General features: G+C 56.6%; 26 protein-coding genes and 1 pseudogene. 17 read left to right on the top strand and 10 right to left on the bottom strand.

Features of this window, described 5'->3' with window-relative positions:
• Nucleotides 1-22: 22 nt before the first annotated feature.
• The 6 genes from EOM25_06350 to EOM25_06325 are packed head-to-tail and all read right to left on the bottom strand — an operon-like array spanning nucleotide 23 to nucleotide 5,748.
• Nucleotides 23-397 (bottom strand): polymer-forming cytoskeletal protein, encoded by a 375-nt coding sequence (locus EOM25_06350; protein ID NCC24806.1) that lies wholly within the window; start codon nucleotides 395-397, stop codon nucleotides 23-25.
• 36 nt (nucleotides 398-433) lie between these two features.
• Nucleotides 434-1,543 (bottom strand): rod shape-determining protein RodA, encoded by a 1,110-nt coding sequence (gene rodA / locus EOM25_06345; protein NCC24805.1) that lies wholly within the window; start codon nucleotides 1,541-1,543, stop codon nucleotides 434-436.
• Complete coding sequence (gene mrdA / locus EOM25_06340; protein ID NCC24804.1) at nucleotides 1,540-3,372, bottom strand: penicillin-binding protein 2; 1,833 nt, start codon at nucleotides 3,370-3,372, stop codon at nucleotides 1,540-1,542. The genes rodA and mrdA overlap by 4 nt, the downstream gene beginning before the upstream one ends.
• Nucleotides 3,369-3,827: a hypothetical protein gene (locus EOM25_06335; GenBank protein NCC24803.1), complete on the bottom strand. Its 459-nt coding sequence runs from the start codon at nucleotides 3,825-3,827 to the stop codon at nucleotides 3,369-3,371. The genes mrdA and EOM25_06335 overlap by 4 nt, the downstream gene beginning before the upstream one ends.
• A complete protein-coding gene (gene mreC, locus EOM25_06330; protein ID NCC24802.1) occupies nucleotides 3,828-4,736 on the bottom strand; it encodes a rod shape-determining protein MreC in 909 nt (302 codons plus the stop codon).
• Nucleotides 4,708-5,748 carry a rod shape-determining protein gene (locus tag EOM25_06325; protein NCC24801.1) on the bottom strand — a complete coding sequence of 347 codons (1,041 nt, stop codon included), beginning with the start codon at nucleotides 5,746-5,748 and terminating at the stop codon, nucleotides 4,708-4,710. Before EOM25_06325 ends, mreC begins: the two co-directional genes overlap by 29 nt.
• Before the next feature lie 128 nt (nucleotides 5,749-5,876).
• Between EOM25_06325 and EOM25_06320 the strand changes: the two genes are divergently transcribed.
• Together EOM25_06320 and EOM25_06315 are read left to right on the top strand one after the other, a co-directional pair.
• Nucleotides 5,877-6,884 carry a TIGR01212 family radical SAM protein gene (locus EOM25_06320; protein NCC24800.1) on the top strand — a complete coding sequence of 336 codons (1,008 nt, stop codon included), beginning with the start codon at nucleotides 5,877-5,879 and terminating at the stop codon, nucleotides 6,882-6,884.
• Between the two features lie 61 nt (nucleotides 6,885-6,945).
• The gene (locus EOM25_06315) at nucleotides 6,946-7,344 is read left to right on the top strand and encodes an MGMT family protein (protein NCC24799.1); all 399 of its coding nucleotides are present in this window, start codon (nucleotides 6,946-6,948) and stop codon (nucleotides 7,342-7,344) included.
• Here EOM25_06315 and EOM25_06310 read toward each other — a convergent pair whose 3' ends face one another.
• Entirely contained in the window at nucleotides 7,345-7,548 is a 204-nt protein-coding gene (locus EOM25_06310) for a hypothetical protein (GenBank protein NCC24798.1), read from the bottom strand. It lies immediately after the preceding gene.
• Nucleotides 7,549-7,715: 167 nt separating this feature from the next.
• Between EOM25_06310 and EOM25_06305 the strand changes: the two genes are divergently transcribed.
• The 14 genes and pseudogenes from EOM25_06305 (at nucleotide 7,716) to EOM25_06240 (ending at nucleotide 20,104) form a co-directional block, all read left to right on the top strand.
• Nucleotides 7,716-7,850 (top strand): 50S ribosomal protein L34, encoded by a 135-nt coding sequence (locus tag EOM25_06305; GenBank protein ID NCC24797.1) that lies wholly within the window; start codon nucleotides 7,716-7,718, stop codon nucleotides 7,848-7,850.
• On the top strand, nucleotides 7,778-8,209 hold the full coding sequence (gene rnpA, locus EOM25_06300) for a ribonuclease P protein component (protein ID NCC24796.1): 432 nt from the start codon (nucleotides 7,778-7,780) through the stop codon (nucleotides 8,207-8,209). The genes EOM25_06305 and rnpA overlap by 73 nt, the downstream gene beginning before the upstream one ends.
• The gene (yidD, locus tag EOM25_06295) at nucleotides 8,082-8,561 is read left to right on the top strand and encodes a membrane protein insertion efficiency factor YidD (GenBank protein ID NCC24795.1); all 480 of its coding nucleotides are present in this window, start codon (nucleotides 8,082-8,084) and stop codon (nucleotides 8,559-8,561) included. The genes rnpA and yidD overlap by 128 nt, the downstream gene beginning before the upstream one ends.
• Nucleotides 8,554-10,170: a membrane protein insertase YidC gene (locus EOM25_06290; GenBank protein ID NCC24794.1), complete on the top strand. Its 1,617-nt coding sequence runs from the start codon at nucleotides 8,554-8,556 to the stop codon at nucleotides 10,168-10,170. The genes yidD and EOM25_06290 overlap by 8 nt, the downstream gene beginning before the upstream one ends.
• A gap of 153 nt (nucleotides 10,171-10,323) precedes the next feature.
• Entirely contained in the window at nucleotides 10,324-11,088 is a 765-nt protein-coding gene (locus EOM25_06285) for a KH domain-containing protein (GenBank protein ID NCC24793.1), read from the top strand.
• A gap of 113 nt (nucleotides 11,089-11,201) precedes the next feature.
• Nucleotides 11,202-12,584, top strand: coding sequence for a tRNA uridine-5-carboxymethylaminomethyl(34) synthesis GTPase MnmE (gene mnmE, locus EOM25_06280; GenBank protein ID NCC24792.1), 1,383 nt, complete (start codon nucleotides 11,202-11,204; stop codon nucleotides 12,582-12,584).
• Between the two features lie 67 nt (nucleotides 12,585-12,651).
• Nucleotides 12,652-13,311 (top strand): annotated as a pseudogene (locus EOM25_06275) (hypothetical protein).
• A 235-nt stretch (nucleotides 13,312-13,546) separates the two neighbouring features.
• Complete coding sequence (locus EOM25_06270) at nucleotides 13,547-14,041, top strand: LysM peptidoglycan-binding domain-containing protein (protein NCC24791.1); 495 nt, start codon at nucleotides 13,547-13,549, stop codon at nucleotides 14,039-14,041.
• Nucleotides 14,042-14,129: 88 nt separating this feature from the next.
• A complete protein-coding gene (locus EOM25_06265; GenBank protein ID NCC24790.1) occupies nucleotides 14,130-15,965 on the top strand; it encodes a histone-lysine N-methyltransferase in 1,836 nt (611 codons plus the stop codon).
• Nucleotides 15,934-17,100, top strand: coding sequence for a hypothetical protein (locus EOM25_06260; GenBank protein ID NCC24789.1), 1,167 nt, complete (start codon nucleotides 15,934-15,936; stop codon nucleotides 17,098-17,100). Before EOM25_06265 ends, EOM25_06260 begins: the two co-directional genes overlap by 32 nt.
• Nucleotides 17,090-17,608, top strand: a complete 519-nt coding sequence (locus tag EOM25_06255; protein NCC24788.1) for a cyclic nucleotide-binding domain-containing protein — start codon at nucleotides 17,090-17,092, stop codon at nucleotides 17,606-17,608. The genes EOM25_06260 and EOM25_06255 overlap by 11 nt, the downstream gene beginning before the upstream one ends.
• Before the next feature lie 68 nt (nucleotides 17,609-17,676).
• Nucleotides 17,677-18,198: a hypothetical protein gene (locus tag EOM25_06250; protein ID NCC24787.1), complete on the top strand. Its 522-nt coding sequence runs from the start codon at nucleotides 17,677-17,679 to the stop codon at nucleotides 18,196-18,198.
• Complete coding sequence (coaBC, locus tag EOM25_06245; GenBank protein ID NCC24786.1) at nucleotides 18,195-19,412, top strand: bifunctional phosphopantothenoylcysteine decarboxylase/phosphopantothenate--cysteine ligase CoaBC; 1,218 nt, start codon at nucleotides 18,195-18,197, stop codon at nucleotides 19,410-19,412. The genes EOM25_06250 and coaBC overlap by 4 nt, the downstream gene beginning before the upstream one ends.
• A gap of 236 nt (nucleotides 19,413-19,648) precedes the next feature.
• Nucleotides 19,649-20,104, top strand: coding sequence for a hypothetical protein (locus tag EOM25_06240; GenBank protein ID NCC24785.1), 456 nt, complete (start codon nucleotides 19,649-19,651; stop codon nucleotides 20,102-20,104).
• 19 nt (nucleotides 20,105-20,123) lie between these two features.
• Here EOM25_06240 and EOM25_06235 read toward each other — a convergent pair whose 3' ends face one another.
• Together EOM25_06235 and EOM25_06230 are read right to left on the bottom strand one after the other, a co-directional pair.
• On the bottom strand, nucleotides 20,124-21,047 hold the full coding sequence (locus tag EOM25_06235) for a DMT family transporter (GenBank protein ID NCC24784.1): 924 nt from the start codon (nucleotides 21,045-21,047) through the stop codon (nucleotides 20,124-20,126).
• 279 nt (nucleotides 21,048-21,326) lie between these two features.
• The gene (locus EOM25_06230) at nucleotides 21,327-22,157 is read right to left on the bottom strand and encodes a glutamate racemase (GenBank protein ID NCC24783.1); all 831 of its coding nucleotides are present in this window, start codon (nucleotides 22,155-22,157) and stop codon (nucleotides 21,327-21,329) included.
• 79 nt (nucleotides 22,158-22,236) lie between these two features.
• On the opposite strand from EOM25_06230, the gene EOM25_06225 reads away from it, so the two are divergent.
• Entirely contained in the window at nucleotides 22,237-22,488 is a 252-nt protein-coding gene (locus tag EOM25_06225; protein NCC24782.1) for a hypothetical protein, read from the top strand.
• A gap of 33 nt (nucleotides 22,489-22,521) precedes the next feature.
• Here the strand turns inward: EOM25_06225 and EOM25_06220 are convergent.
• Nucleotides 22,522-23,053 (bottom strand): serine/threonine-protein phosphatase (locus EOM25_06220; GenBank protein NCC24781.1); only part of this gene is annotated, 532 nt, incomplete at its 5' end.

The raw sequence follows: 23,053 nt of genomic DNA, 5'->3' as shown, positions 1-23,053 counted from the left end.
TACGAGATGCTAACCGGAGCAATCATTCATGAGACTCACACTTGAGGGGCAAATCCTCGGAAGAATCCCCGTCCCCATCCATATTCACCTTTCCCTTGAGGACAGCCCCCTCCTCCATAGCCATGGACGGGGCTTGGATGATGCCAACCATTCTGGCCTCCTTGCTCAGAATGATTTTTTCCGAGGCCCGTACCGTCCCGTTCACTGAGCCGCTCAAAACAAGCGTTCCGACACAGATGGTTCCCGTCACCTTGGCCTCTCTTCCCACAACCAGAGTTCCCTCCGACTCCACGTCGCCTTCGAACTCGCCGTCAATCCTAACCGATCCCTGGAACACCAAATGCCCGCGATACACAGTGCCCGCGCCGAGAAAGGCGTTGATATCGTTTTTTCCCATCCCGCTACCTCCCGGAAGGGCCGATCTGAAACCGGCCTAACCTTTTTTGAACATGAACCTGCGCATGGAAACATTCAGCACAAGTCCGATCAGACAAAAATTGACCACAGCCGCGCTTCCCCCATAACTGATAAACGGAAGTGGGATCCCCACGACCGGCATCAGCCCTAGAACCATGCCTATATTGATAAATATCTGCAGAAAGAAATAAAAAAAAACTCCAACGGCCAGATATCGTCCAAATTCGTCCTTGGCATCTACTGCGACGAGATAAATCTGGTACAAGAAGGCGCAAAAAATACTTAAGAGGATCATCGCCCCCATGAAGCCCCACTCTTCACCCAATACGGCGAAGGCGAAATCGGTATGCTTTTCCGGCAGAAAACTCAACATGCCTTGAGTTCCCTCCATAAAGCCTTTACCCCACATTTCCCCTGAACCGATGGCGATCTGTGACTGTATGATGTGGTAACCGGCACCTAAAGGGTCGCGTCCCGGATTTAGAAATGTCATGATCCGGGCCTTCTGATAGTCATGCAAAAAAAACCATGTAAAAGGGAGCACCGCCGGCACAACCAAAATCAAAAATTTGAGAATCCGCCCCGACACACCCTTGACCAGGAGCATCCCTCCCAGAATCATGAACAGCGTCAGTCCCGAGCCGAGATCTGGTTGCTTGAAAATGAGCAAGGCTGGAAGGACCACCACGCCAAGAATACGGCCCAAGGCCGGCCAATCGTAGTGTCCCTCCTGTCTGGCAATGAGCTTGGCCCCTATCAGAAGAATAGCGATTTTGGCCAATTCGCTGGGCTGAACATTCAATAAGCCGAAATCAAGCCAACGCCTTGCACCACTGATGGAGCGGCCAAAGAAATACACGGCGACAAGCATTGCAATCGCGGTCCAGTAGATGGGCCAAGCCGCATCACGAAGATGCCTGTAGTCGAAAGCCATGACCAAGACCATACAGGCCATTCCGACTCCACCCCACACCATCTGCCTCTGATAGTAGGAGTCAAGACTCAGTCCCCCCTCAATGCGCACGGCACTGGCCGAATAGAGATTCAGGACGCCGACAGCCAGAAGCAAAATTGTGAGCCCAAAAAATGGCCAGTTGATGTGAGTTAGAAGCCTTCGGTCGATCATGTCGGGTTCGATTCTCGCGTGGGAACCGCATTCAAATCATCTTGAGATTCCCGTGGGAAAAGATGCTCATATACCGCGTCGACCACTGGGCCCGCCGTTGCGCCTCCCCCACCACCGTGTTCGACCATGGCCACGATCACATAACTGTCGTCATCCTGCTGGGCAAAGCTGGCCATCCACGCGTGGTCACGAAATTTATAAGGAATTTCATCGGTCGTCTTTTTCTCGTACTTCTCCATCAATCTCACGACCTGCGCCGTCCCGGTCTTCCCGCCGATCCGGACCCCAGGACGCTTCAGACGCCAAGCCGTCCCTTGTCGAAGTTCCACTGTTTGAACCATGGTTTCGGCGATAAATGCGGCAGTTCTTTCATTCATGGGCAATTGCCCTGCAATCTCGACCTCCGAGTCGGCAAGAACACTTGGCCGTATCAGGTGGCCGCCATTGATCAGGGCGGCCACGAACCGGGCCACCTGCAAGGGCGTGGTCAGAAGCATGCCCTGCCCGATTGACATGTTAATGGTGTCTCCCCCCTGCCAGCTCTCCCCATGCCTTCGCACCTTCCAGGCCCGATCCGGGACCAGTCCCGGTCGCTCGCTCGGTAAATCTATGCCGGTGACGGCCCCGAAACCACAGGCCTTGGTAAAGGTACTGATCGTGTCGATGCCCATGCGCTTGCCCAGCTGATAGTAATAGACGTCGCAAGACTCGACCAAAGATTTACGAAGATCGACCGCACCATGGCCGCCTTTTTTCCAGCACCTGAACTCCCGCTCCCCCAGCTTAAACACGCCGGTGCAGTAGACTTGATCTGACAACGATACGAAATGATTCATCATCCCGCATCCAGCCATGACAAGCTTAAAGACCGAACCAGGAGGATATGCACTCTGTATTGGACGGTTCTGCAAGGGATGGAGGGGATCCGACACAAGAGCATTCCATTGGGCGTCGCTCAACCCCCCCACGAACAGATTGCTGTCATATCCCGGTTGGCTGACGAGAGCCAGGACCTTTCCGGTTCGAGGTTCAAGCACGACCACCGCCCCTGCTTGACCCTTCAGCCTATCGGCTGCGGACTTCTGCAAGTCCAGATCGATGCTCAATCGAAAATTTTCACCGGCTTCTGAACTGGAGATGACTCGTTCGTTGAGGCATCGTCCCGCAGCGTCGACCTCCTCCTCCTTGAGCCCCTTGCTCCCCCGGAGCCTGGACTCCATGATCAGTTCTAGTCCGGCCTTGCCCACGGTGTCTCCCAATTGAAGCCCGGGGTCGGCGTTCAGCTCGTCTTCGTTGGCCTGGGCAACATAGCCGATGACATGAGAAAAAAGCTCGCTTTGGGTGTAGTGCCGCCTGGGCTGAACCACGATCTGCAATTCTGGCCAATGGATTGCGTCGGCTTCGATTTTGGCCAACAAGGAAAAGGGTATGTTGGACAGCAAAATTTGTTTTTCGAAAGAACGGACCCGTTTACGGCCCTTCTCGAAATCACCGACCAGCACCTCTCGTGGTGCCCCGGACACCAAGGCGACATAGTCCAGAGTTTTCTTAAAATCTGAGCAGTTCTCACGAACGATGGCCAGCCCGTATGCAGGCTCGTTGACGGCCAGGAATCGACCTTCTCTGTCCACGACAAGCCCCCGGGGAGCATAGACCGTGTGTCTCCGAATCCGATTGTCCTGGGCTTTACGGGCGAAATGCTCTCCCTTGTAGACCTGTAGATACCACAGTCTGAGGCTTAAGAGACAAAAAAGGCCAGCCACCAGCACCTGAACAAGCCACAAGTGGCTTTGCCTGGTGCGCTGATTGTCGAGTCTGTATTGTTTCATGTCCGAATACGCACCAGAAACCTCGACGACAAAAAGGCTATTCCCCAGACGAAAACGGTCGCCATCCACTGTCCAGGAACAACGGCCAGAAGCTTACCACCGTCGAATTGCAAGTCCTGCAGGGAAAGCATCGACCAACTGACGGCCGTGTGCCAGAGGGCGAGTGTCAAGGAGAAAATGACGACGAAAACAGGGTTTTCTGGTTCCAGCCGAAGAGCTCCGGCACCAAAGAAAACAAATACTCCAACTAAATAAATTAGTTGTGAGCCAAAGGCCAAAGACCCGGTCCCTTCGACAAGGAAAAGCCATACACCGGACAGGATCAAGGCTGTCTTGATCCGACGATCTTGAAGACAAATCAATATTCCAGGAGTGAAAAAATCAAGGCCAGCCCAGAAGTATTGAGCCCAAATGGCACCAAGGCTGTAAAAACTCCACCACAACCAGGCAGGCAATCATTCCTCCTCGAATTTGAGGACGTTCTCATGCCCGTTTTCATTGGCTAAGCCCTCCGAGGGGGTCATGACCAAAAGCTCCTCTGCTAAAATCGCCGACAGTGGGGATATGGCCTCTATTTCCAAAAAAAGAGACGTCTCCGACCCTTCGATACGGCTGACGCGGGCGACAGGCAAACCTTTTGGAAAAATGCCAGCCATTCCGGACGTCACCAAGACTTCTCCTTCGGACATCGGTGAGTTGACAGGCACATAGCGCAGGGTCAAAGGGAAACCTTCCCCCTGCCCGTACAATATCCCCGGAGTCCTGCTCGACTGTGACAAAACCGGAATCCGACTATTCGGATCGGAGAGAAGAAGTACCGTGGAATAATTCAAGCCGACCCTGTACACCCTGCCAATAACCCCGTCCGGAGCGATCACTGGGGAATCGGGCTTGACTCCCTGCATACTTCCCTTGTCCAACATGATCGTTTCCAAGAGGGCGTTGGGCCCCATTCTCTGCCCAACAACCCGAACACCTTCTCTCTTCCACCCGGAAGGTGGAGAAAAATTCAGAATCCTTCTCAACCGCTCGGCTTCGGCAACCTCCTCCCTGGCCTGGGCCAGCTCCTCCATCAGACGGTTCCTCTCCATGCGCAGGGCATCCAATGCCTCCCGGACATGGACAAGATCAACATACTTGGTCCATACCCCGGACAACAATCTATGCACATACTGCCCAGGGGCCAGGGTCCAACCGACAAGTTCCATGCCGGTATAGGCCGAAAATCGGTCCAGACTTCCTGTTCTCCAGTTCCAAGTATAAATTGAAATGTAGAGGAAAAGGGGAAGAACGAGTGCGTACAGAAGAATCCTGAAACGATAGCGGGAGTTGGCGCTAATCGATGGTAACCTCCTTGAGAACATCGAGGTTGTCCAGAACCTGACCCGAACCCAAAGCTACGGTCGAAAGCGGATCCTGAACCACCGAGATGGGCAACCCAGTCTCTTCTCGCAAAAGTTGATCCAACCCCTTGAGAAGGCCTCCTCCACCCGTGAGCACGATTCCCCTGTCCACGATGTCCGCCGCCAACTCCGGAGGTGTCTGCTCCAAAGCGATTCGAACGGCCTGGACGATGCTGTCGACCTGCTCGGATATGGCCTTACGAACCTCTTCGGAGGTTATGGTGATGTTCTGCGGAATTCCGGACACCAGATCCCGACCCTTGACCTCCATCTCCATTTCGGTTTCCAGTGGAAAGGCCGAGCCGACCTGGGTCTTGATCCTCTCGGCCGTGCTCTCGCCGACGAGCATATTGTATTTGCGCTGGACATAACGCATGATAGCTTCGTCCATCTTGTCCCCGCCGACTCGGACGGACTTGGAGTAGACCACCCCAGAGAGGGAGATGACAGCCACTTCGGTGGTCCCCCCCCCGATGTCGACGACCATATTCGAAATCGGTTCGGTGATCGGAAGCCCGGCCCCGATGGCTGCGGCCATTGGCTCCTCGATGAGATAGACCTCCCTGGCTCCGGCACTCTCGGCCGATTCGCGAACGGCCCGCTTCTCGACCTGGGTGATTCCCGTCGGGACGCATATGACCACCCGAGGCCTGACGAGTTTGCGACTGTTGTGCACCTTGGCGATAAAATGACGAAGCATGGACTCCGTGATCTCGAAATCGGCTATGACCCCGTCCTTCATGGGACGAATGGCCTCAATGTTGCCAGGAGTTCGACCGAGCATCTTTTTGGCCTCATCCCCAACGGCCAGCACCTTGTTCCCACCCCGACCATCTTTTTTAACGGCGACCACTGAAGGTTCGCGTAAGACGATGCCCTTGCCCCTGACGTACACGCACGTGTTGGCCGTGCCCAGATCGATGGCTAGGTCACTGGAAAACAGCCCTAAGAATTTATCAAATAGTTTTGACATGATACCTCGCTGTAAATCGCATCGGTCCGCCCTTGCATTCTCTACCGTTCCTGTTTTTTACAAAAAATCATCCATTTCCGACCGTCGGACGGCAAATTTTTCGATATACTGAGGGAACGCAATAACCTATGAAAAATACCACAATTCCGGCGACCAGGCAACAGTCGAGCTGTGACCGTATTTCGGAAAAGAAACTCCTCCCGACACGTCGATACAGAACCCTTAAAACCCATCTCAAGGACAGATATGGAGGAATAGTGAAGAAAATTCCTCTGGACGCTGGCCTGAGCTGCCCCAACCGGGACGGAACCATCTCGACCAAAGGCTGTGCGTTCTGCAATCCACGCGGCTCCGGAACTGGACTGGCCGAAATAGGGCTAACTCTGGCCGACCAGTACATGCTATGGCACGAACGCTTCGAATCCCGAGACACTTTTCGCGGCTACCTGGCCTATCTTCAATCCTTCACAAACACCCACGCCCCGGCTCCGGTCTTGCGCAATATACTCTCCGGCCTCCGAGGCCTCCCCGATCTGATCGGCCTGTGTATCGGCACCAGGCCTGACTGCCTGGACGAAGAAAAAACAACAATCATCGCCAAACAGGACTATCCCGAGACATGGGTCGAGATCGGCCTGCAAACATCTTGCGACGAGACCCTCCGGCGCATTAACCGTGGGCACACGTCTGCGTGTTTTGCCCGGGCCGCCCGCATGGTTTCCAGGCAGGGGCTCCAGATCTGCGTCCATGTCATCGCCGGACTTCCCGGCGAAAGTCCCGAAGATTTCCTCCGCACGATCAACTTCCTCAACGACCTTCCCGTCCACGGAATCAAGATCCATTGCTGCTATGTTGGGCGGAATACGACGCTGGCCAAATGGTGGACATCGGGCAATTACCACCCCCTGAGCATGGAGGAATACGCGTCTTGGGCCGCCGCAGCGGTCATTCGCCTGCGTCCAGACATAGTCATCCACCGTCTGAATTCGGATCCGGCCCCCGGTGAACTCCTCGCTCCGGGATGGATCGCCGACAAACCATCAACGCTACGGGAGATTCATCATGAACTACGCCGATCAAACATCGTCCCCGACTCTTCCCGACAAACGTGCCCCCAAGAACCTCTCGGGAAATGAACTTTTTGTTAATCCGGCTTTTTCGTGGACCATCCACTGGGCAAATGGACAGATTGTATTCATGACCTTGAAATCGAGAGGCGGCACCGAGCCGTCGTCTTCGATAGAGTCCCCCTGGCACCAATCCCTCACCGGTATCGTCTTCCGCTACGGACACCCTGCCTGGCCCAATCTCCCTCTGGACTGGACGCGAGTATCCCCATTTGCTCGCTGCGTTCTATCCACTCTCCGAGAGACAGTACCGGCCGGCACATGGACGACCTACCGCGACCTGGCCAGAAGATGCGGTTCACCCCGCGCCGCCCAGGCCGTGGGCAATGTCATGGCCTGCAACCCTTGGCCGCTATACGTGCCGTGTCACAGGGTCATACGATCGGATGGAAGCCTTGGGAGATTCGGCCCCGGAGAAAAACTGAAGCATGAACTCCTAGCCCTTGAAAATGCGGTCCTCCCAAAATGATCACGGCTCTCCGGCCTCGAACCCTATGAGTTCGATGGCCCTCTGCGCGGCTTGCCGATCGTAGCCGGGACCGACTTCAAGCCGGGTCAGCGCCTCTTTCAGACTAACCTCCACCTTGACGACACCCGGGACTCGGGACAACGCCTCGACGACCGATTCCCGACAATGTTCACAGGACATTCCGCGTACGAATATTGTTTCCATTGATCCTCCTTGGTTACGACGACCGTATCGTGAATGAAATATCGCCCAGAGCAATCAAGAATTGGCCGAATTCCCGTGTGTGTCCACGGCTTGACGATTCCTAATGCCGAAGCTATAAAGATTGTTTGCCTAATGACATGTATATAAATTTATGAAGGAGATACATCATGAAACGCACCTACCAACCAAGCAAGATTCGCCGAAAACGGACCCACGGCTTTCTGGTCCGATCCAGAACCAAAAACGGCCGGGCCATCCTGAAGCGCCGCCGAGCCAAGGGCCGTCAACGCCTGTCGGTCTAGGGCTTCCCCAGTCGGCCCGGCTTCTCAAAAGGCCACAATTTCTCGAATGCTACTCACATGGAAAGCGGGTGACCTCCCCCGGCTTCCTCATGTTTGTCGTCCCCAGGGACGGAAAGGGGCGACTCGGAGTGGCCGTCAGCAAAAAGATTGGCCGGGCCTGCCAACGGAATCGACTCAAACGCCTGATTCGTGAAGCATATCGAAGACACAGAAATCTGTTCACAGGATGGGATGTCGTCATCGTACCCAAAAGGGGGATTGACTGTACGCGCATCCATCAATTCCTGGTTGACGAAGAACTGGTGCTCTTGGCCACGCGAGCCAAGGATAGACGTTCTTGCCGGTCGCATCATATGTAGCGTTCTTGTCTTCCTGCTCAGGCTCTACCGTACCTTCGTGTCTCCGCTTTACCCCCCCTGCTGCCGCTACGTGCCGACCTGTTCCGAATACGCCGTCGAGGCCGTTCGGATGCACGGATGCCTGACAGGAATGTCCCTGGCTCTCACTCGCATTATGAGATGCCATCCGTTGGGCGGCTCCGGATACGATCCGGTCCCCCCCCCTCGTTCCCAGTCGGCTGCCGTTTATGAGGCATCTTCATTGGACGTCGAACAAACTGACTTGGCCATCAATCCCAATGAGCACCGAACCGGACTCCACCGGCCACAACTGTCAATCACAACATTGGCGACGAATAAATCTCATGGATAATAAAAGAGCACTCTTGGCTGTAGTCCTTTCACTTGCTGTCCTCTTGGCATGGAACTGGCTGTTTCCTCCGCAGCATCCCGCTCCGGATCCAGGCACGACATCCGTAGCCACGATGGAACAGCCTCCCTCTCAGGCAATCCCCCCCGATGCCGAGACCTCCATATCAGATACGGCTAGTCAATTATTTACGCCCACCGAAGGCCGGACCGTTCGTGTTGAAACCCCGCTCTACCAAGCCGAGTTCAGCTCAACAGGCGGAATTTTGGAGCACTTCACCCTGACTGAATATCGTGAAACCATAGCCCCTGGGGCTTCTCCGATCGACTTGGTGTCGAGCACGGCCATGTCCAAAGCACCAATGGGTATCAGCTGGCAGAAAACCGGTACTTGGAAACATGGGGAGTGGTCCTTTCAAGGAAGCGACCTCAAGCTGAATGGAGCCGAGGACAGTGGATCATTGATCTTCAACGGGCGCATCGGCGATTTCATGCTCGTCCGCACCCTGTCCTTTTCGGGGCAAACGTACTTGATCAAAGAAAGACTGGCCATCTCCAACACTGGAGGAAACCCGCTATCCGGGGTGCTGGGATTCAACTTGGCCGCTTCGGATTTTTCGGCCCAACCAAATCCCTACAACCTTCCGCGCATAGCCTATCTGACGGCCACTAGCCTAAAAGACGAATCCGATCTGGACGATCTCAAAATTGGCATCAGTCCCCTTGAGCCAGTGCAATGGGGAGCCATCGAAAGCAACTACTTCATGGCCGCCATGGTACCCGAATCCGGAACCATGGGCCTCAAGGCGAAATTCGAAGACGAAACCTTCCGACTGGTTCTGGAGAAGGAAATTGCCCTAGCTCCGAATCAAGCAATGGAAATGACCAACGCCTATTATTTCGGCCCCAAAACCGAAACCGACCTGGTCGTGGCTCCAAGCGACCTCGGCCGGGCTATCAACTACGGATTCTTCAACGTCATCGCCCAACCCCTCATCACCTTCCTCAACTTCCTGTACAAATTCGTGCACAACTACGGTGTGGCCATCATCATCCTGACCATCATCATTAAAATTATTTTTTGGCCCCTGTCCCAAAAAAGTTACAAATCCATGGAGCAGATGAAGCGACTTCAGCCCATAATGGCCCAAATTCGAGAAAAGTACAAAGACGACCGCCAGAGGATGAACACCGAACTCATGCAGCTCTACAAGACGTACAAGGTCAATCCGCTGGGCGGTTGTCTGCCGATGCTCTTGCAGATTCCGGTCTTTTTCGCTCTCTATCAGGCTCTGCTCGGAGCCATCGAACTCCGCCACGCTCCGTTCATCTCCAACCTGCCCTTTACGGACATCGTCTGGCTGGCCGACCTCTCGGCCAAGGACCCCCTGTACGTGACCCCCCTGATCATGGGGGCCACCATGTTTCTGCAACAGAAAATGACCCCGATGCCTGGGGACCCCCTCCAGGCCAAGATCATGCTGTTTATGCCCATCATCTTCACCTTCATCTTCCTGAACTTTCCATCTGGGCTCGTGGTCTACTGGACCGTGAACAATCTGCTTTCCATCGCCCAGCAATGGCTGATGATCCGTAAGGTCAAAACCTCATAAACATTGCCGGTTCCTTACGCCGAACCCCTCTAACGCAAAGACCAAGCCATTGAAACGAAATCGCCGATCATGGATGAAACGTACGAGTACAGGCCGGAGAGAACGGCCATCGGCGACTTGGTTCGGCGGACACCGGCCTCCAAAGGAGCGCCCATGAATGAACATCGCATTTTGGAAGGGAAAAACGTCGACGAGGCCATCGAAAAAGCCTGCTCGCTGTTCGGCTTGGATCGTGATCAATTGAACATTGAAATTCTCGAGGGGGGATCCTCAGGAATTTTTGGTCTGGTCGGTGTAAAAAAGGCTCGGATTCGTGCCGGAAGGAAAAACATCCCCCAGGAACAAGAAAAACCCAAAAAACCTCCCAAACAGGCCAGGCTTGATGTCGGCGTCGCCAAACCCTCGGAAGATACAAACCTTGAAGATATGATCCGAACGGTCCTTCAATCCCTTCTGGTCGGCTTTGCCGACAAGGCCCAGATTGAAATCGACACCGGGGGGAGCCCCATCAAGGTCAATATTGCCGACCCTGAAAACTCAGGACTGATCATCGGGCGAGACGGACAGACCATCTCGGCGCTCCAATACATGACCAACCGTATTGTCTCCAAGCACTTTCCTGAAAGTTCTCGAATTCAGCTCGATGCAGGTGACTACCGGGAACGACAGGACGACAGCCTTGCCAAAACGTCCATCTATCTTGCCCAGAAGGCCCGAGAATCTGGCCGAGTCCAAAGTACCAAACCCCTGTCTTCCTATCATCGCCGCATCGTCCACGTGGCCCTGCACGACCAGGATGATATTGTGACCCGAAGCAAAGGGGAGGGTTCCCAGAAGCGGGTTCTCATCATGCCTAGAAAGATGCTCCGCCGGTCTCAGGATTCATCTGAAGAGATTCAGGCCGAAACGGATGAATAGCCTGTCATTCGCACTGCGATCCCTTGGTTCCATTGAATAATGGCGGACCTCACCGGTCCGAAACAGAAGGCGGGGCTTGGCCCCGCCTTCTCAATATCCATCCAGCGACGATCATGACAGACACCATCGCCGCCATAGCGACCCCACCTGGGACAGGTGCCATTGGCATCATCCGCCTCACCGGTCCGAAAAGCCGGACAATCGCCGAGCGCATCTTCACCTCCTCCAGTCCGTGTTTTGACGACTTCCGTCCAAGATTCCTCCACCATGGAATTGTTACCGACGAATCCGGATCGTTTCTCGACGATGTTTTGATCGCTCATCTTCCCGGACCGGCTTCCTTTAGCGGCGAAGACATGATTGAAATCTTCGCTCACGGCGGGCAGACCGTCCTTCAGACCCTCCTCGAACGTATTCTGGCCTGCGGCGCTCGACTTGCCGATCCAGGCGAGTTCACCAAACGGGCCTTTCTCAATGGCAAGATGGATCTGACCCAGGCCGAGGCCATCGCGGAATTGATCTCGGCTCCGACCAAAGCGGCCCTTATTCTGGCATCCGCAAAACGGGCAGGGGCTTTGAAAGATGTCGGGGAACGGCTTCGGAGGCGTCTCGAAACTGTTCTGGCCCATCTGTTCCTGGCCATTGATTTCACCGACGATGAAGCAGAGTGCATCGACATGACCGCAACCAAGACCGAAGTCCAATCATGCCTGGAAATGATCGAAGCCCTCGAACGATCTGGTCGACGGGCCTACAAATTTCGCGAAGGCTGTCTCGTCGTCATCGCAGGACAGGTCAACGTCGGAAAATCAAGTCTGATGAACTCCATTCTCGGTCGCCAACGGGCCATAGTCACTGATTTTCCCGGTACTACCAGGGACTATATCGAGGAAACGATCGATCTTGAAGGGATCCCGGTCAGACTCGTCGACACGGCCGGATTCAGGTCTGCTTCTGACAAGGCGGACCCTGTGGAGGAGTTTGGAATCCATCGCACCCAAGAACTAGTGTCCGAGGCCGACACCGTAGTCTTCATGTACGACGTGCATCAGGGAATGACCGAGGAGGATTGGGGCCTCATTGAGTCTTTCAGTCAATCTCGCCCCTGCATCCTGGCTGGAAACAAGATTGACCTGATGCCCGACCTCGACGACACTACGCTCCGTGATCGCGATCGGGGCCCTCACATCCTGATTTCTGCCAAATTTGGTCGAAACGTCGATACATTGTTGGACGTGATTCGACGGGAACTGGACTCGGAGAAAAGTGAGACCTTGCAGGGAACCATCGCTCCAAACGCCCGGCAACTCGTTCTTCTCGGACAGGCCCGGATTGGGCTCGATCATTTTCTGATTGACCTACGAGTCGGCCAGCCCCTGGACATTCTTGCGGGACATGTCCAGAACGCCGTCGGCCATCTCTCGGAAATCACGGGACGCATCGCCCCGGACGATGTTCTTCATCGGATATTCGCCGACTTCTGCATCGGGAAATGAGATGACGAATTGGCAACCATTGTTTTATTTTTTCGCAATCTACAGCTGTCACACAAGGTGATCGACAATGTCCAAGGCCTGGGTCGCCTCCAAGCAACACGAATTTATTCGCGACATTCTCAGGGATTTTTGTCAGATTTCCATCATCCTCGAAAAGGAGTTTCTCCGTTTCGACCGCGACCAGACGGTCGATTTCGAGGTTTTTCGCGAACTGCTGGGCGAATCCATGAATAAAGGCCTCCTCTGGAGGCTCAAAGACACGGCCCACGTCGTCTTGAACACCGCGGGAAAGGCCCCGATGAGCGGCCAATACCTGGACTGGGCCATTGGCTACATTTTCCATGAGTGCATGAAAATTCGAGAGGATGCCTACCAACTCATGTACTACGCACCGTGGTTTTGCGCCCTGAGCGACAACGGAGATCTCAAACCCGAGGAGAGACTGCTCTGTGGCGAGCTTTCCACCTGCGCACTTCAGACCAGGGAGAGCATCCTGCGGGAGATCCGAAGGGTTAGGTTCATTCTCTTCCATTGTAGACGTCTCTTTATCCTCTACCTGCCTTCCCACCGCGAGAACAAGCTTCTGGCAAGGTATCTCTTCTCCCAAAATCCTCTTGTCCGCCAAGTTTTCAAATCCTCGTACGAGGAACTGGTGACAGCCTTGTACGAAGATTCGCCCGAAGAAATGTTCCTTTCGGCTGCGGCGAGCCTTCACGAAGGGGGATGGCACAATCAGGCCTTGCAGGCCGAAATCGAAGGTAAAAAAATCTCCGGGATGAAAAATGACACCTTGCCAGGAATTTTGAACCCTGCTATGGTTCAAGAAGATAGTGCTTGACCCCGGCATGTCGAACGAGAGAGAATACAAAGGAAAAGTACGGGGTATGGAGAACACCCGAGGGGATGTTGCCCCGGGCTGTTGGATGAGAAATATGATTCATTCAAAAAGGAGGAGGCGTTTCATGAAGCAGGTTATCTGGCTGGTGGCAATTGGTTCCTTGTTGCTGGCGTTCGGATGCGCCAAGAAAAATGTGCAGGCGACGTCCGAGCCCCAGCCGCAACCGGTGAAAGAGGTGGTCGTGGTAGAGCCCGCACCCGTTGTCGTTGTTGAGGAAAAGGCTCCCGAACCGACTCCCCGCGAACTCTATGAACAATTCTACGCCTCTCTCCCCGCCCAGCACACCGTGGTCAAAGGCGAGTGTCTGTGGTGGATCGCTGAATACAAAAACATCTACAACGATCCCTTCATGTGGCCCCTCATTTTTAAGGCCAATCGGGATCAGATTAAGAACCCCGACCTCATCTATCCAGGCCAGACCTTCCAGGTGCCGAGAAGCTTCGGCCTCGACGAGGTCAAGGACGGCCGCCGCATGGCCGGAGCACCCAAGCCGCACATCCCTGCCCCGGACGCCATAGTCCCCGCGGACCTGAGGGAAGAGCTGGGCTGGGGCTTCTAGGCGACGGCACACACCCCATCCCGAACATGAAGCGCTCCTTGCCCTCCAGGGAAGGAGCGCTTTTTTTATCAACGATTGAGGAGCGCGCATGGACAGCAGGTGCATTCACTTCAACCCGGCCCGGCCCCGGCTCGAGTTACGAGATTCCGACAAGCCGGAACTCTATCGAGACATCTTTCCCTACACCCGGGTCGGCCGCATCGCCTTTGACGATTCGTTCATCATGCCTCGGCCCCCAAAGGACATGTTCATTACCGACACGACCTTTCGAGACGGCCAGCAGGCCCGCCCTCCATATACCGTCGAACAGATATCGACCATGTTCGACCTCATGCACAAGGTTGCAGGCCGCAGCGGCCTCATACGTCAGTCGGAATTCTTCCTCTATTCGGACAAAGATCGTCGGGCTGTCGAAAAATGTCTGGAAAAGGGCTATAGATACCCGGAGATCACCGGCTGGATCCGGGCTGCCGCCAAGGACCTCGATCTGGTCAAAAGCATGGGTCTCAAGGAAACCGGCATGCTGACATCGGTTTCCGACTACCACATCCACATGAAGCTCGGAAAGACGCGCGCCCAGGCATTGAAGGACTACCTCGCCGTGGTTGACAGGGCCCTAGAATTCGGCATTGTCCCCCGGTGTCACTTCGAGGACATCACCAGAGCCGACATCTACGGATTCTGCGTTCCCTTCGCCACCGAACTGATGAAAAAAAGCAGTCAGAGTGGTCTTCCGATCAAGATCCGTCTCTGCGACACCATGGGCTATGGCGTTCCGTATCCCGGGGCGGCCTTGCCGCGAAGCGTGGGCAAAATTGTCAGGCTGTTCACCGATGAAGCTGGCGTCCCCAGTGAATGGCTCGAATGGCACGGCCACAACGATTTCCACAAAGCCTTGGTCAACGCAGTAACTGCCTGGCTATACGGCTGCTCCGGAGCCAACGCCACTCTCATGGGCTTCGGAGAAAGGACCGGCAACACACCCGTTGAAGGCTTGATCTTCGAGTACATCGCCCTGACCGGGGAAGACGACGCCGCCGACACCCAGGTCGTGACCGACATCGCCCGCTACTTTCAGAAGGAACTCAAGCACGAGATCCCCAGCAACTACCCGTTTGTCGGACGGGACTTCAACGCCACCAGTGCCGGAATCCACGTGGACGGCCTCCTGAAGAACGAGGAAATCTACAACATTTTCGACACCAGGCTCCTTTTGAACCGACCGGTGCCCATAACCATCACCGACAAGTCCGGCAAGGCTGGGGTGGCTTACTGGATCAACACGAACCTTGACATTCCCGAAGAGCTCAAGGTCGACAAGCGACACCCCGCCGTGGGAAAAATCTACGAAAAAATCATGAAGGCCTATGCCCAGGGCCGAACAACGAACTTCTCCCACGAAGAGATGAAATCCATCGTCGCCCGGTACATGCCAAGCCTCTTCTCCTCAACCTTCGACCGGCTCAAAGCCTTGGCCCACACCATTTCGGCCAATCTGATCCGCAAGCTCTCCGAACATCCGAAAATAATTTCTCTGCGGCCTGAAGAGGCCTCGGAGATCATGGCCCGGGTGCTTGATGAATACCCGTTCATCCAATACGTGTACCTCATCGACCAGACTGGTCATCCCATCTCCTGGCAGGTATCCCACCCGGAGGATCTTCCCAAGTACAGGGCCCTGGGGCCCAATCCGAGCTTCGAGGACCGGGAATGGTTCCAGGTACCCATGAAAAACGGCAAGCTCCATATCACCGACTTCTACAAATCGTATCTAACCGGCAAGCTTTGTCTGACCGTTTCGGTCCCGGTATTTGATCCCAACGACGTGATCCAGGCAGTCCTCGGGGCCGACATCCGCTTTGAGGAACTGGCCAAGATCCAAGAAAATATGGATGACGACGCTCAAGATCCGGAACTGGTTTAGGCCTCCCGTAGTCCGGCTCGGCCTAGCCATTGGCCTGCTGCTCGGGACGAGCTCCACTCTGTTCTACCTGATCGAGATCGGGCCAAGTCAGGAAGAGGGGTTTTTTCGGGCACTGTGGTGGACCGTTGTCACCATAACCACTGTAGGATATGGGGACATGGTGCCGAACACGACTATGGGCCGAATCCTGGGCATCTTGGTCATGCTCTGCGGCATCGGGTTGGTCTCCACCCTGACTGGAAACCTGGCGTCGGTCATCATCGACCGTCAAAAACGACGGCACAAGGGACTGCTCAAGGTGAACATCTCGGGACATATCGTCATCGCCGGCTGGAGCGCTCACGGTCTCAACTTGGTCCGAAACCTCCTGGCCATGTCAGGGCAGGACCGGCCCGACGTGGTCATCGTCGGGACCATGACCGAGGACGAGCGGGAGGATGTCCGCAACCAGCTTCCTCCAGGAAACTGGCTTCGGTTCGTCCATGGCAACCCTTCCCTGGAACCGGTCTTGGAAAAGGCCAATCTGGCCAGGGCCAGGCTCCTCTTCGCCTTGGCCGACGACGATCTCCCTGCCGAGGAGGTCGATCAGCAAAATATTTTCGTTATTCTGGCCGCCAGAAGCATGGCCCCCAAACTGGCCATTGTCAGCGAGCTCAACAGGGCCTCGAACCGGGACCACATGCTCAGAGCCGGAGCCGACGAAACCATCGTTCGGGGCGAAATCAGCGCCGGCATCATGGCCCTCATGGACCAACACCGGAGCGCGTTGGACTTTCTCCGCCGCCTGATGGGTTTTGGTGGTGACACGGTTCCATTGGCCCACCGCCGTTTGGACCCGGCCGAAAAAGAGATGGTCTGGGCAGACTTTGTTCGTCTGGAGCTGACAACCAGGGGAGTCCTTCCCCTGGCCGTTTGTCACGAATCCAAAGCCATCTCCCTGTCGGATATCCTCGGAGACGGCGCATCCTCGGGTCTTGACGCCTTCATCCAGGAACTGTTCACCGCTTCCGGCCAGGACACGTCTATGCTCGGCAAACGGGGACCCGGGCTCAGGATCAACCCCGGCCCTCAGGACCGACTCGACGCCTACGACAGCGTCCTCTTCCTCAAGACCGGGGCGAGTCATGATTCCTGATCCTTCGGTCATCCCCTTCTTCAGGGAAATGGCTGCGCCTTCCAGACATTCGGCCTTCTCAATCTTTCAGACCAGCACTGTTTCCTCCGGCCATCCCCTCATCGTCGAGGGCGAGGTCGGGGACACCATGTACATCCTTGTCCAGGGCCGGGTGAGAATCGTCAAGTCCATGATCCTCAAGGGCCTCGTCGGAGCCATTCCCGGTCTGGACAGGCCAGAGAAAGTGCTTGCCGTCCTGACCGACGAGACCTTTCCGATCTTCGGCGAACTTGCATTGGTAGACCAGGACACCCGTTCGGCTACGGTCGAGGCCATGACCGACTGCACCTTTCTACAAACAACACGAGACCGCTTCAACGATCTGCTGGCCAGGGAAGCCCAAGCTGCCGCCCTGATTCTCCTCGGCGTCGCACGCCGTCTGGCCGGAACGGTCCGACGCAACAATGGTGAAATCGTCAAGCTGACCACCGCCCTGGCCCTGCTGTTGGGGCGTCCTTCAGGTCGGTGAAATGTGTCAACGCATTCGGCGACCCGAAACGTTGGGCTGCCGCATCCCAAACCACAGGAGGCAATATCATGAACGTCAAACACCTCTTCTTCGTCCCCCTGCTCATGTTGGTCATGGCCTGCGCGACCACATCCAGCGGAACCCAAGTCCAGTCCTCGTCACAGCCACCCAGCCAGCCCGTGGCTGGAACGCCCGTGGAACAGGGCAGAGACAACGCCCCGACGGCCTATTTCGACTTTGACGACGTTCTCATCCCCACCGAAATGAGCATCGTTCCCAAAACATCCCTGCTCATCGAGACTCCCCACGTGAAGGCCGGAGTGGTCAATTTCGAGGGGCGGGTTGAGCCTATCTCCCTGTTCAACTTCTTCGTTGTCAATATGCCCAAGGACGGGTGGCAACTGAGGAGCTACATCAAATACGGTCGCTACATTCTGGTGTTTGAAAAGACCGACAGGGATTGCATCATCACCATCAACGAAAGCGCCCTCAAGACATCGATGGAAGTCTGGATCACGCCCCGCATAGCCGATAAGATGGGACGGCAAACGCCTGAGGTCACGAACATGGGCACTGCCCTGGCTCAATGATCCCCGGCCACTTCATTTTTGCCCACCTTCGGGACAAGAGGATCCACCTTGGCCTGACAGGAAGCGTCGCTGCCTGTCGAGCCCCGGATCTGGTCCGGGCGTTCGTGGGAGCAGGCGTTGCCGTGGGCTGCACCCTGACCGATGCCGCCCTGAACTTCGTCACCCCCTTGACGCTGCGTTCCCTGGGGGCTGATCCGGTCTGGTCTGGACCCTGGCTGGACGGGGTCGAAGACCCCTTTGCCCATCTGGCTCCGGGACGGGCCGCGGATGTGTTCCTGATCGCTCCGGCCTCGGCCGACATCATGGCCCGAGCCGCTGCCGGACTAGCCGGGGACCTGCTCGCCTGCCAGATATTGGCCTGCGCCAAACCGTGCATCTTCGCCCCGGCCATGAACCCGGCCATGTGGTCAGCGCCCGCCACCCAGGCCAATGTTGAAACCCTGACGAGCCGGGGGGCCGCTTTTGTCGGCCCGGACTCGGGCCTGGTGGCCTGCGGCGACCAGGGCCAGGGCCGCATGGCTCCTATTCCAAACATCTTCGCCCACTGTGCCCGGCTCCTCAGCCCCTGCGACCTGGCCGGACGCAAGGCGCTCGTCACCCTCGGCCCGACATGGGAGCCTTTCGACCGGGTCCGGATCTGGACCAACCGATCCACTGGTCGCATGGGTTCGGCCATGGCCATGGCCGCATGGCTGGCCGGAGCCGAGGTCTATGTTGTCCATGGACCTGTGGAGGTGGCCTTTCCCGGCGGAATTCGGACTATTCCGGTCGAGACCGCCAGGGAAATGCACGAAGCGGTCATGGAGCTCTGGCCGGATGCGGACCTTGGCTGTTGCACAGCAGCCGTAGCCGATTTCCGACCTGAACCGCGGCCCGGAAAACTCAAGAAGGCCGTCAATCCTGATGGCTTGGTCCTCGACCTGGTCCCCAATCCCGACATCTTGGCCGATATGGGCCGCACCAAACGATCCGGACAGGTTCTCGTCGGGTTCGCCGCCGAGGCCGAAGATCCATGGCCCGCCATGAGCTCCAAGCTCCAGCGAAAAAATCTGGATCTCATTGTCGGCAACCGGATCGATATGCCCGGACAGGGATTCGCATCCGCCGACAACGCGGTGGCCGTGTTGGACCGTCACGGCCGGAAGGCCGAGTGGGACTCCCGCCCCAAGACAGACATCGCCTGGGATCTCTGGCAATGGGTTCGGACCCTTTGAATTCCAAGGCCATGGCCCGGATTCTGCGCCAAGTCGGAATCCACCACCTCCTGCTCGGAGACCCCGATCGACCCTGGTACGAAACGGTTCCAAAGTCGGATTCGGCAACCCGGTCCCCCGCTTCGACCCAAATCGGAAAACAGGGGAGGCGTGTGAAAAGCCCGGCATCTGCCAAGCCATTAGAAACAGAGAGGAAAACCGGGTCTGCCTTTCCCGCCCAAAACTCGGCACCGGTGATGGGCCGCGAAGCCTACAGCGTCCATCTCAGGGCCCAGGCTTCGCCTGCCTATACCCTGTGGACCTGTTGGGAAATCGGGGGGGATATTCTTTCGGACATACCGGGCAGGGAAGAACGGCGGGACATCCTGACGAGCATCATGCGGGCCTTGAACTGGCCCAAGGGAAGCATAGCCTTCGCCCCGCTGTCATCACCCTCACCGGGGAGCGTCGGCCTCGAACCCGATCTGGATTTGTTTCGAATCTATATGAAACGGATATCGCCGGTATACCTGTTCTGCTTTGGAACCCGGGGTAGGGACATCCTGGTCAGTGCCCCGGAATTCACGGCCGATCCGGATCAGGCCTTCGCCTCGAAGCCCCTCTTTGTCCTGCCCGGTCTCCAAGAAATGATCTCCGGGGACCGGAACGCCAAGGCCATGGCATGGCAAACACTCAAACGATTCAGCCCTTGAGGCCGTATCCTTCCTTTGATCAACCGATCCGAGCCGTCTCTGTCCCCGGGTTTTGGGCCTTTTTCCCGGGTCCGATTTGGGCCAGAAGCATGCCCGAAAGCATGAGAACGGCACCGATGATCCCCCTCCCGGACATGGTCTCGTTTAGAATGACCCATCCGGCCAGGGCCGCGAACACCGTCTCCAGACTCAGGATCACCGCTGCATGGGTCGGAGGGGCGTCCTTCTGAGCCACCACCTGGAGGGTGTAGGCAACGCCCACCGACAGAATCCCACCGTAAAGTATCGGCATGGCTGCTATTTTTAGTCCCTCCATAGTGATGGTTTCGAAAAGGACTGCTCCGACCAGATTCAGGGCCGCGCAGACCACGAACTGGGCCAGAGCCAGACGGACGCAGTCCAGCTTGGGGGACAGCCAGGCCAACAAAAGGACGTGGGTGGCCCAGAAAAGAGTCCCAGCCAGAACATAGGCGTCGCCGATGGCGATGGAAAGCCCTCCCTGCATACTGAGCAGATAAAGGCCCGCACAGGCCACGGCAGCCCCGAAGAACTCCCCAATCGAAGGTCTGTAGCCAATACACAGGCCCAGGATGGGCACCAAAACCACATAAAGCCCGGTGATGAACCCGGCCTTGCCCGCGGTAGTGTACTGAAGGCCGACCTGCTGGAGGGTGGCCCCGGCGAACAGGGCCATCCCGGCCAACAGAGCCCCTATCACGAAAAAACCGGTCGAAGCGTTGAAAAGGGCCGGGGTTTCCTTGCCTTTCCCGTGCCGCCAGAAAGCAAAGGGCACTAACACCAAAGCCCCGAGGGCAAACCTAGTCCCGTTGAAGGTCATGGGCTGAACCACGTCCACGGCCATTCTTTGGGCCACAAAGGCCGTCCCCCAGATGAAGGAGGCCAGCAACAGAAGAAGGTTCCCTCGCGTCACCGGAGACAGCATTGCCCCTTCCTTTCGCTGAAGATTCTCTTGCCTTGGGCTGCTTCGCCCTGTATTCGGTCGATCATGAATCCTCCGCGCTCCACCTTCGGTCTGGCCCGAAACGATCATGAGGATTGTCTATGCTGAAAGTCCTGGCCGCCGTGTTCGGACTGTGCACGGCTGGCGTTCTGGCCTGGGTTCTTCGCCGCCGTCTGACCTGTCCACCCTGAATCCTTCTGGCCGTGGGCCTGGGTGCAGGTGCCCTCTTCTACCACATAGCGGTCTTCTTTATCCGATGATCTACAAATCGACCAGGCTCACATGATCCGGGTCGACCTTTCGGCCGAGGAAGATCCTGCCCACCCGGGTGAACCGGTCCGGGCTGTCGGTCACGCAGAATCTGGTCGTTCCGGGGTGATCATGCTCTCTTTCCAGTCCCTGCCCGGCAAGAACTTGACCCACGGCTTCGGCCGTGGTTTCGGCCGAGTCGACGATGGCCACTCCGAAACGGCCCACAACGCTCTCCACGGCCAGGCGCAACACGGGAAAATGGGTACAGCCGAACAAGACGCAATCCGGGGCTTGAATCTCAGGCCCGACGAAGAACTCATCAAGATATCGGGCGGCCGCACCCTCGACGACGGGCCCGTCGATCCAGCCCTCCTCGGCCAGACTGACGAAGAGCTGACAGGCCCGGGACTGAACTCTGATGTCGGGTCTCCGTCTGGCGATGGCCCGCTGATAGGCCCCGCCGCGAACCGTGCTCTCGGTCCCCAGCACCAAAACGTGCCCGGCCTTGGTCGCCCGGCAGGCGGCCTCGGCTCCGGGTTCGACCACCCCCTGGACCGGCAGGTCAGGAAATGCTTCCTCTAGGGCCTCCAAGGCCACGGCGGAAGCCGTGTTGCAGGCCACGACGAGCATCTTGATCCCCTGCCCAGCCAGATACCTGGCCGCCTGCATGGCATAGGAGGTCACCGTCTTGCCGCTCTTAGTCCCAAAGGGCAGGCGGGCCGTGTCGCCCAAATAGACTATGTCCTCGTAGGGGAGCCGACTTCGCAGGGCCCGGAGCACGGTCAGCCCGCCGGTCCCGGAATCGAAAACCCCAATGGGTTTATTTCTAGCTTCGTCCATGTTCCCTCTCAAATCAGCCCTGGCTTGGATACGATGGAACGCGGCCGAAGAAATCTCCGGCCGCGTTCACGTGCCTGCTATGGACATTCGTTCCAAATGGCAAATGGATATTATTGTCGGCCAGCCTTCTCTTGCGCCGCGTGCAGATTCTGGAGAGCAGGCTGAAAGCAAAAAATGGAGTCACATTTCCTATGAAGGAATTCTCTCACCTGCGCACGGCTGGCCATGGCTGTTCTCAGGCCCTTCGCAAATCTCCGCACGGAAAAACTTTGGCCCAGACGCATTTTTTTTCGTCTGGTGGAGTGAGGTTCACCTCCACGTGAAAATCTAGGAGGTCTTCGGCATTGATGATTCGATTATTTCCCTATCCCCGATCCCCAACATACAGCACTGACAACAAGGTGATGTCGTCGGACTGCGGGGTCCCATCGGCAAAGCCATGAACCGTTTCCAGTATTTCTGCGACCAGCTCCTTGGGTCCTGCCGTGGCCCGGACCGTTGTCTCCCGGAGCAGGCGGTCCTCGGAATAAAGGTCCTGGGCCGCATTCATGGCCTCGGTCACCCCGTCGGTAAAGGCCAGAAGCGAGTCCCCGGGACTCAGCTTGATCTGCCGAGTCTGGAACATGGCCTCTTCCATGCCTCCCAGAACCAAGCCCGGGGGCAGGGCAAGCCATTCCGGATTCTGTCCGACACGCAGCAGAAGCGGCGGATTGTGCCCGGCATTGGAGTATCGCAGCACGCCGGTTTTCAGGTTCAAGATTCCGCAGAACAGGGTCACGAACATGGACGAGTCGTTACCCTGACAGAGCTCGACATTGACCCGGGCAAGTATGTCCGACGGCTCCAGCTCCTGTTCGGCGATGCCCTTCATCAGGGTCTTGGTCACGGCCATGAAC

The organism is Deltaproteobacteria bacterium, assembly GCA_009929795.1.
In the GTDB taxonomy this organism is placed as follows: Bacteria; Desulfobacterota; Desulfovibrionia; order Desulfovibrionales; family Desulfomicrobiaceae; genus RZZR01.
The sequence above is the reverse complement of the archived record's forward strand: the minus strand, read 5'-3'. Positions and strand labels throughout refer to the sequence as shown.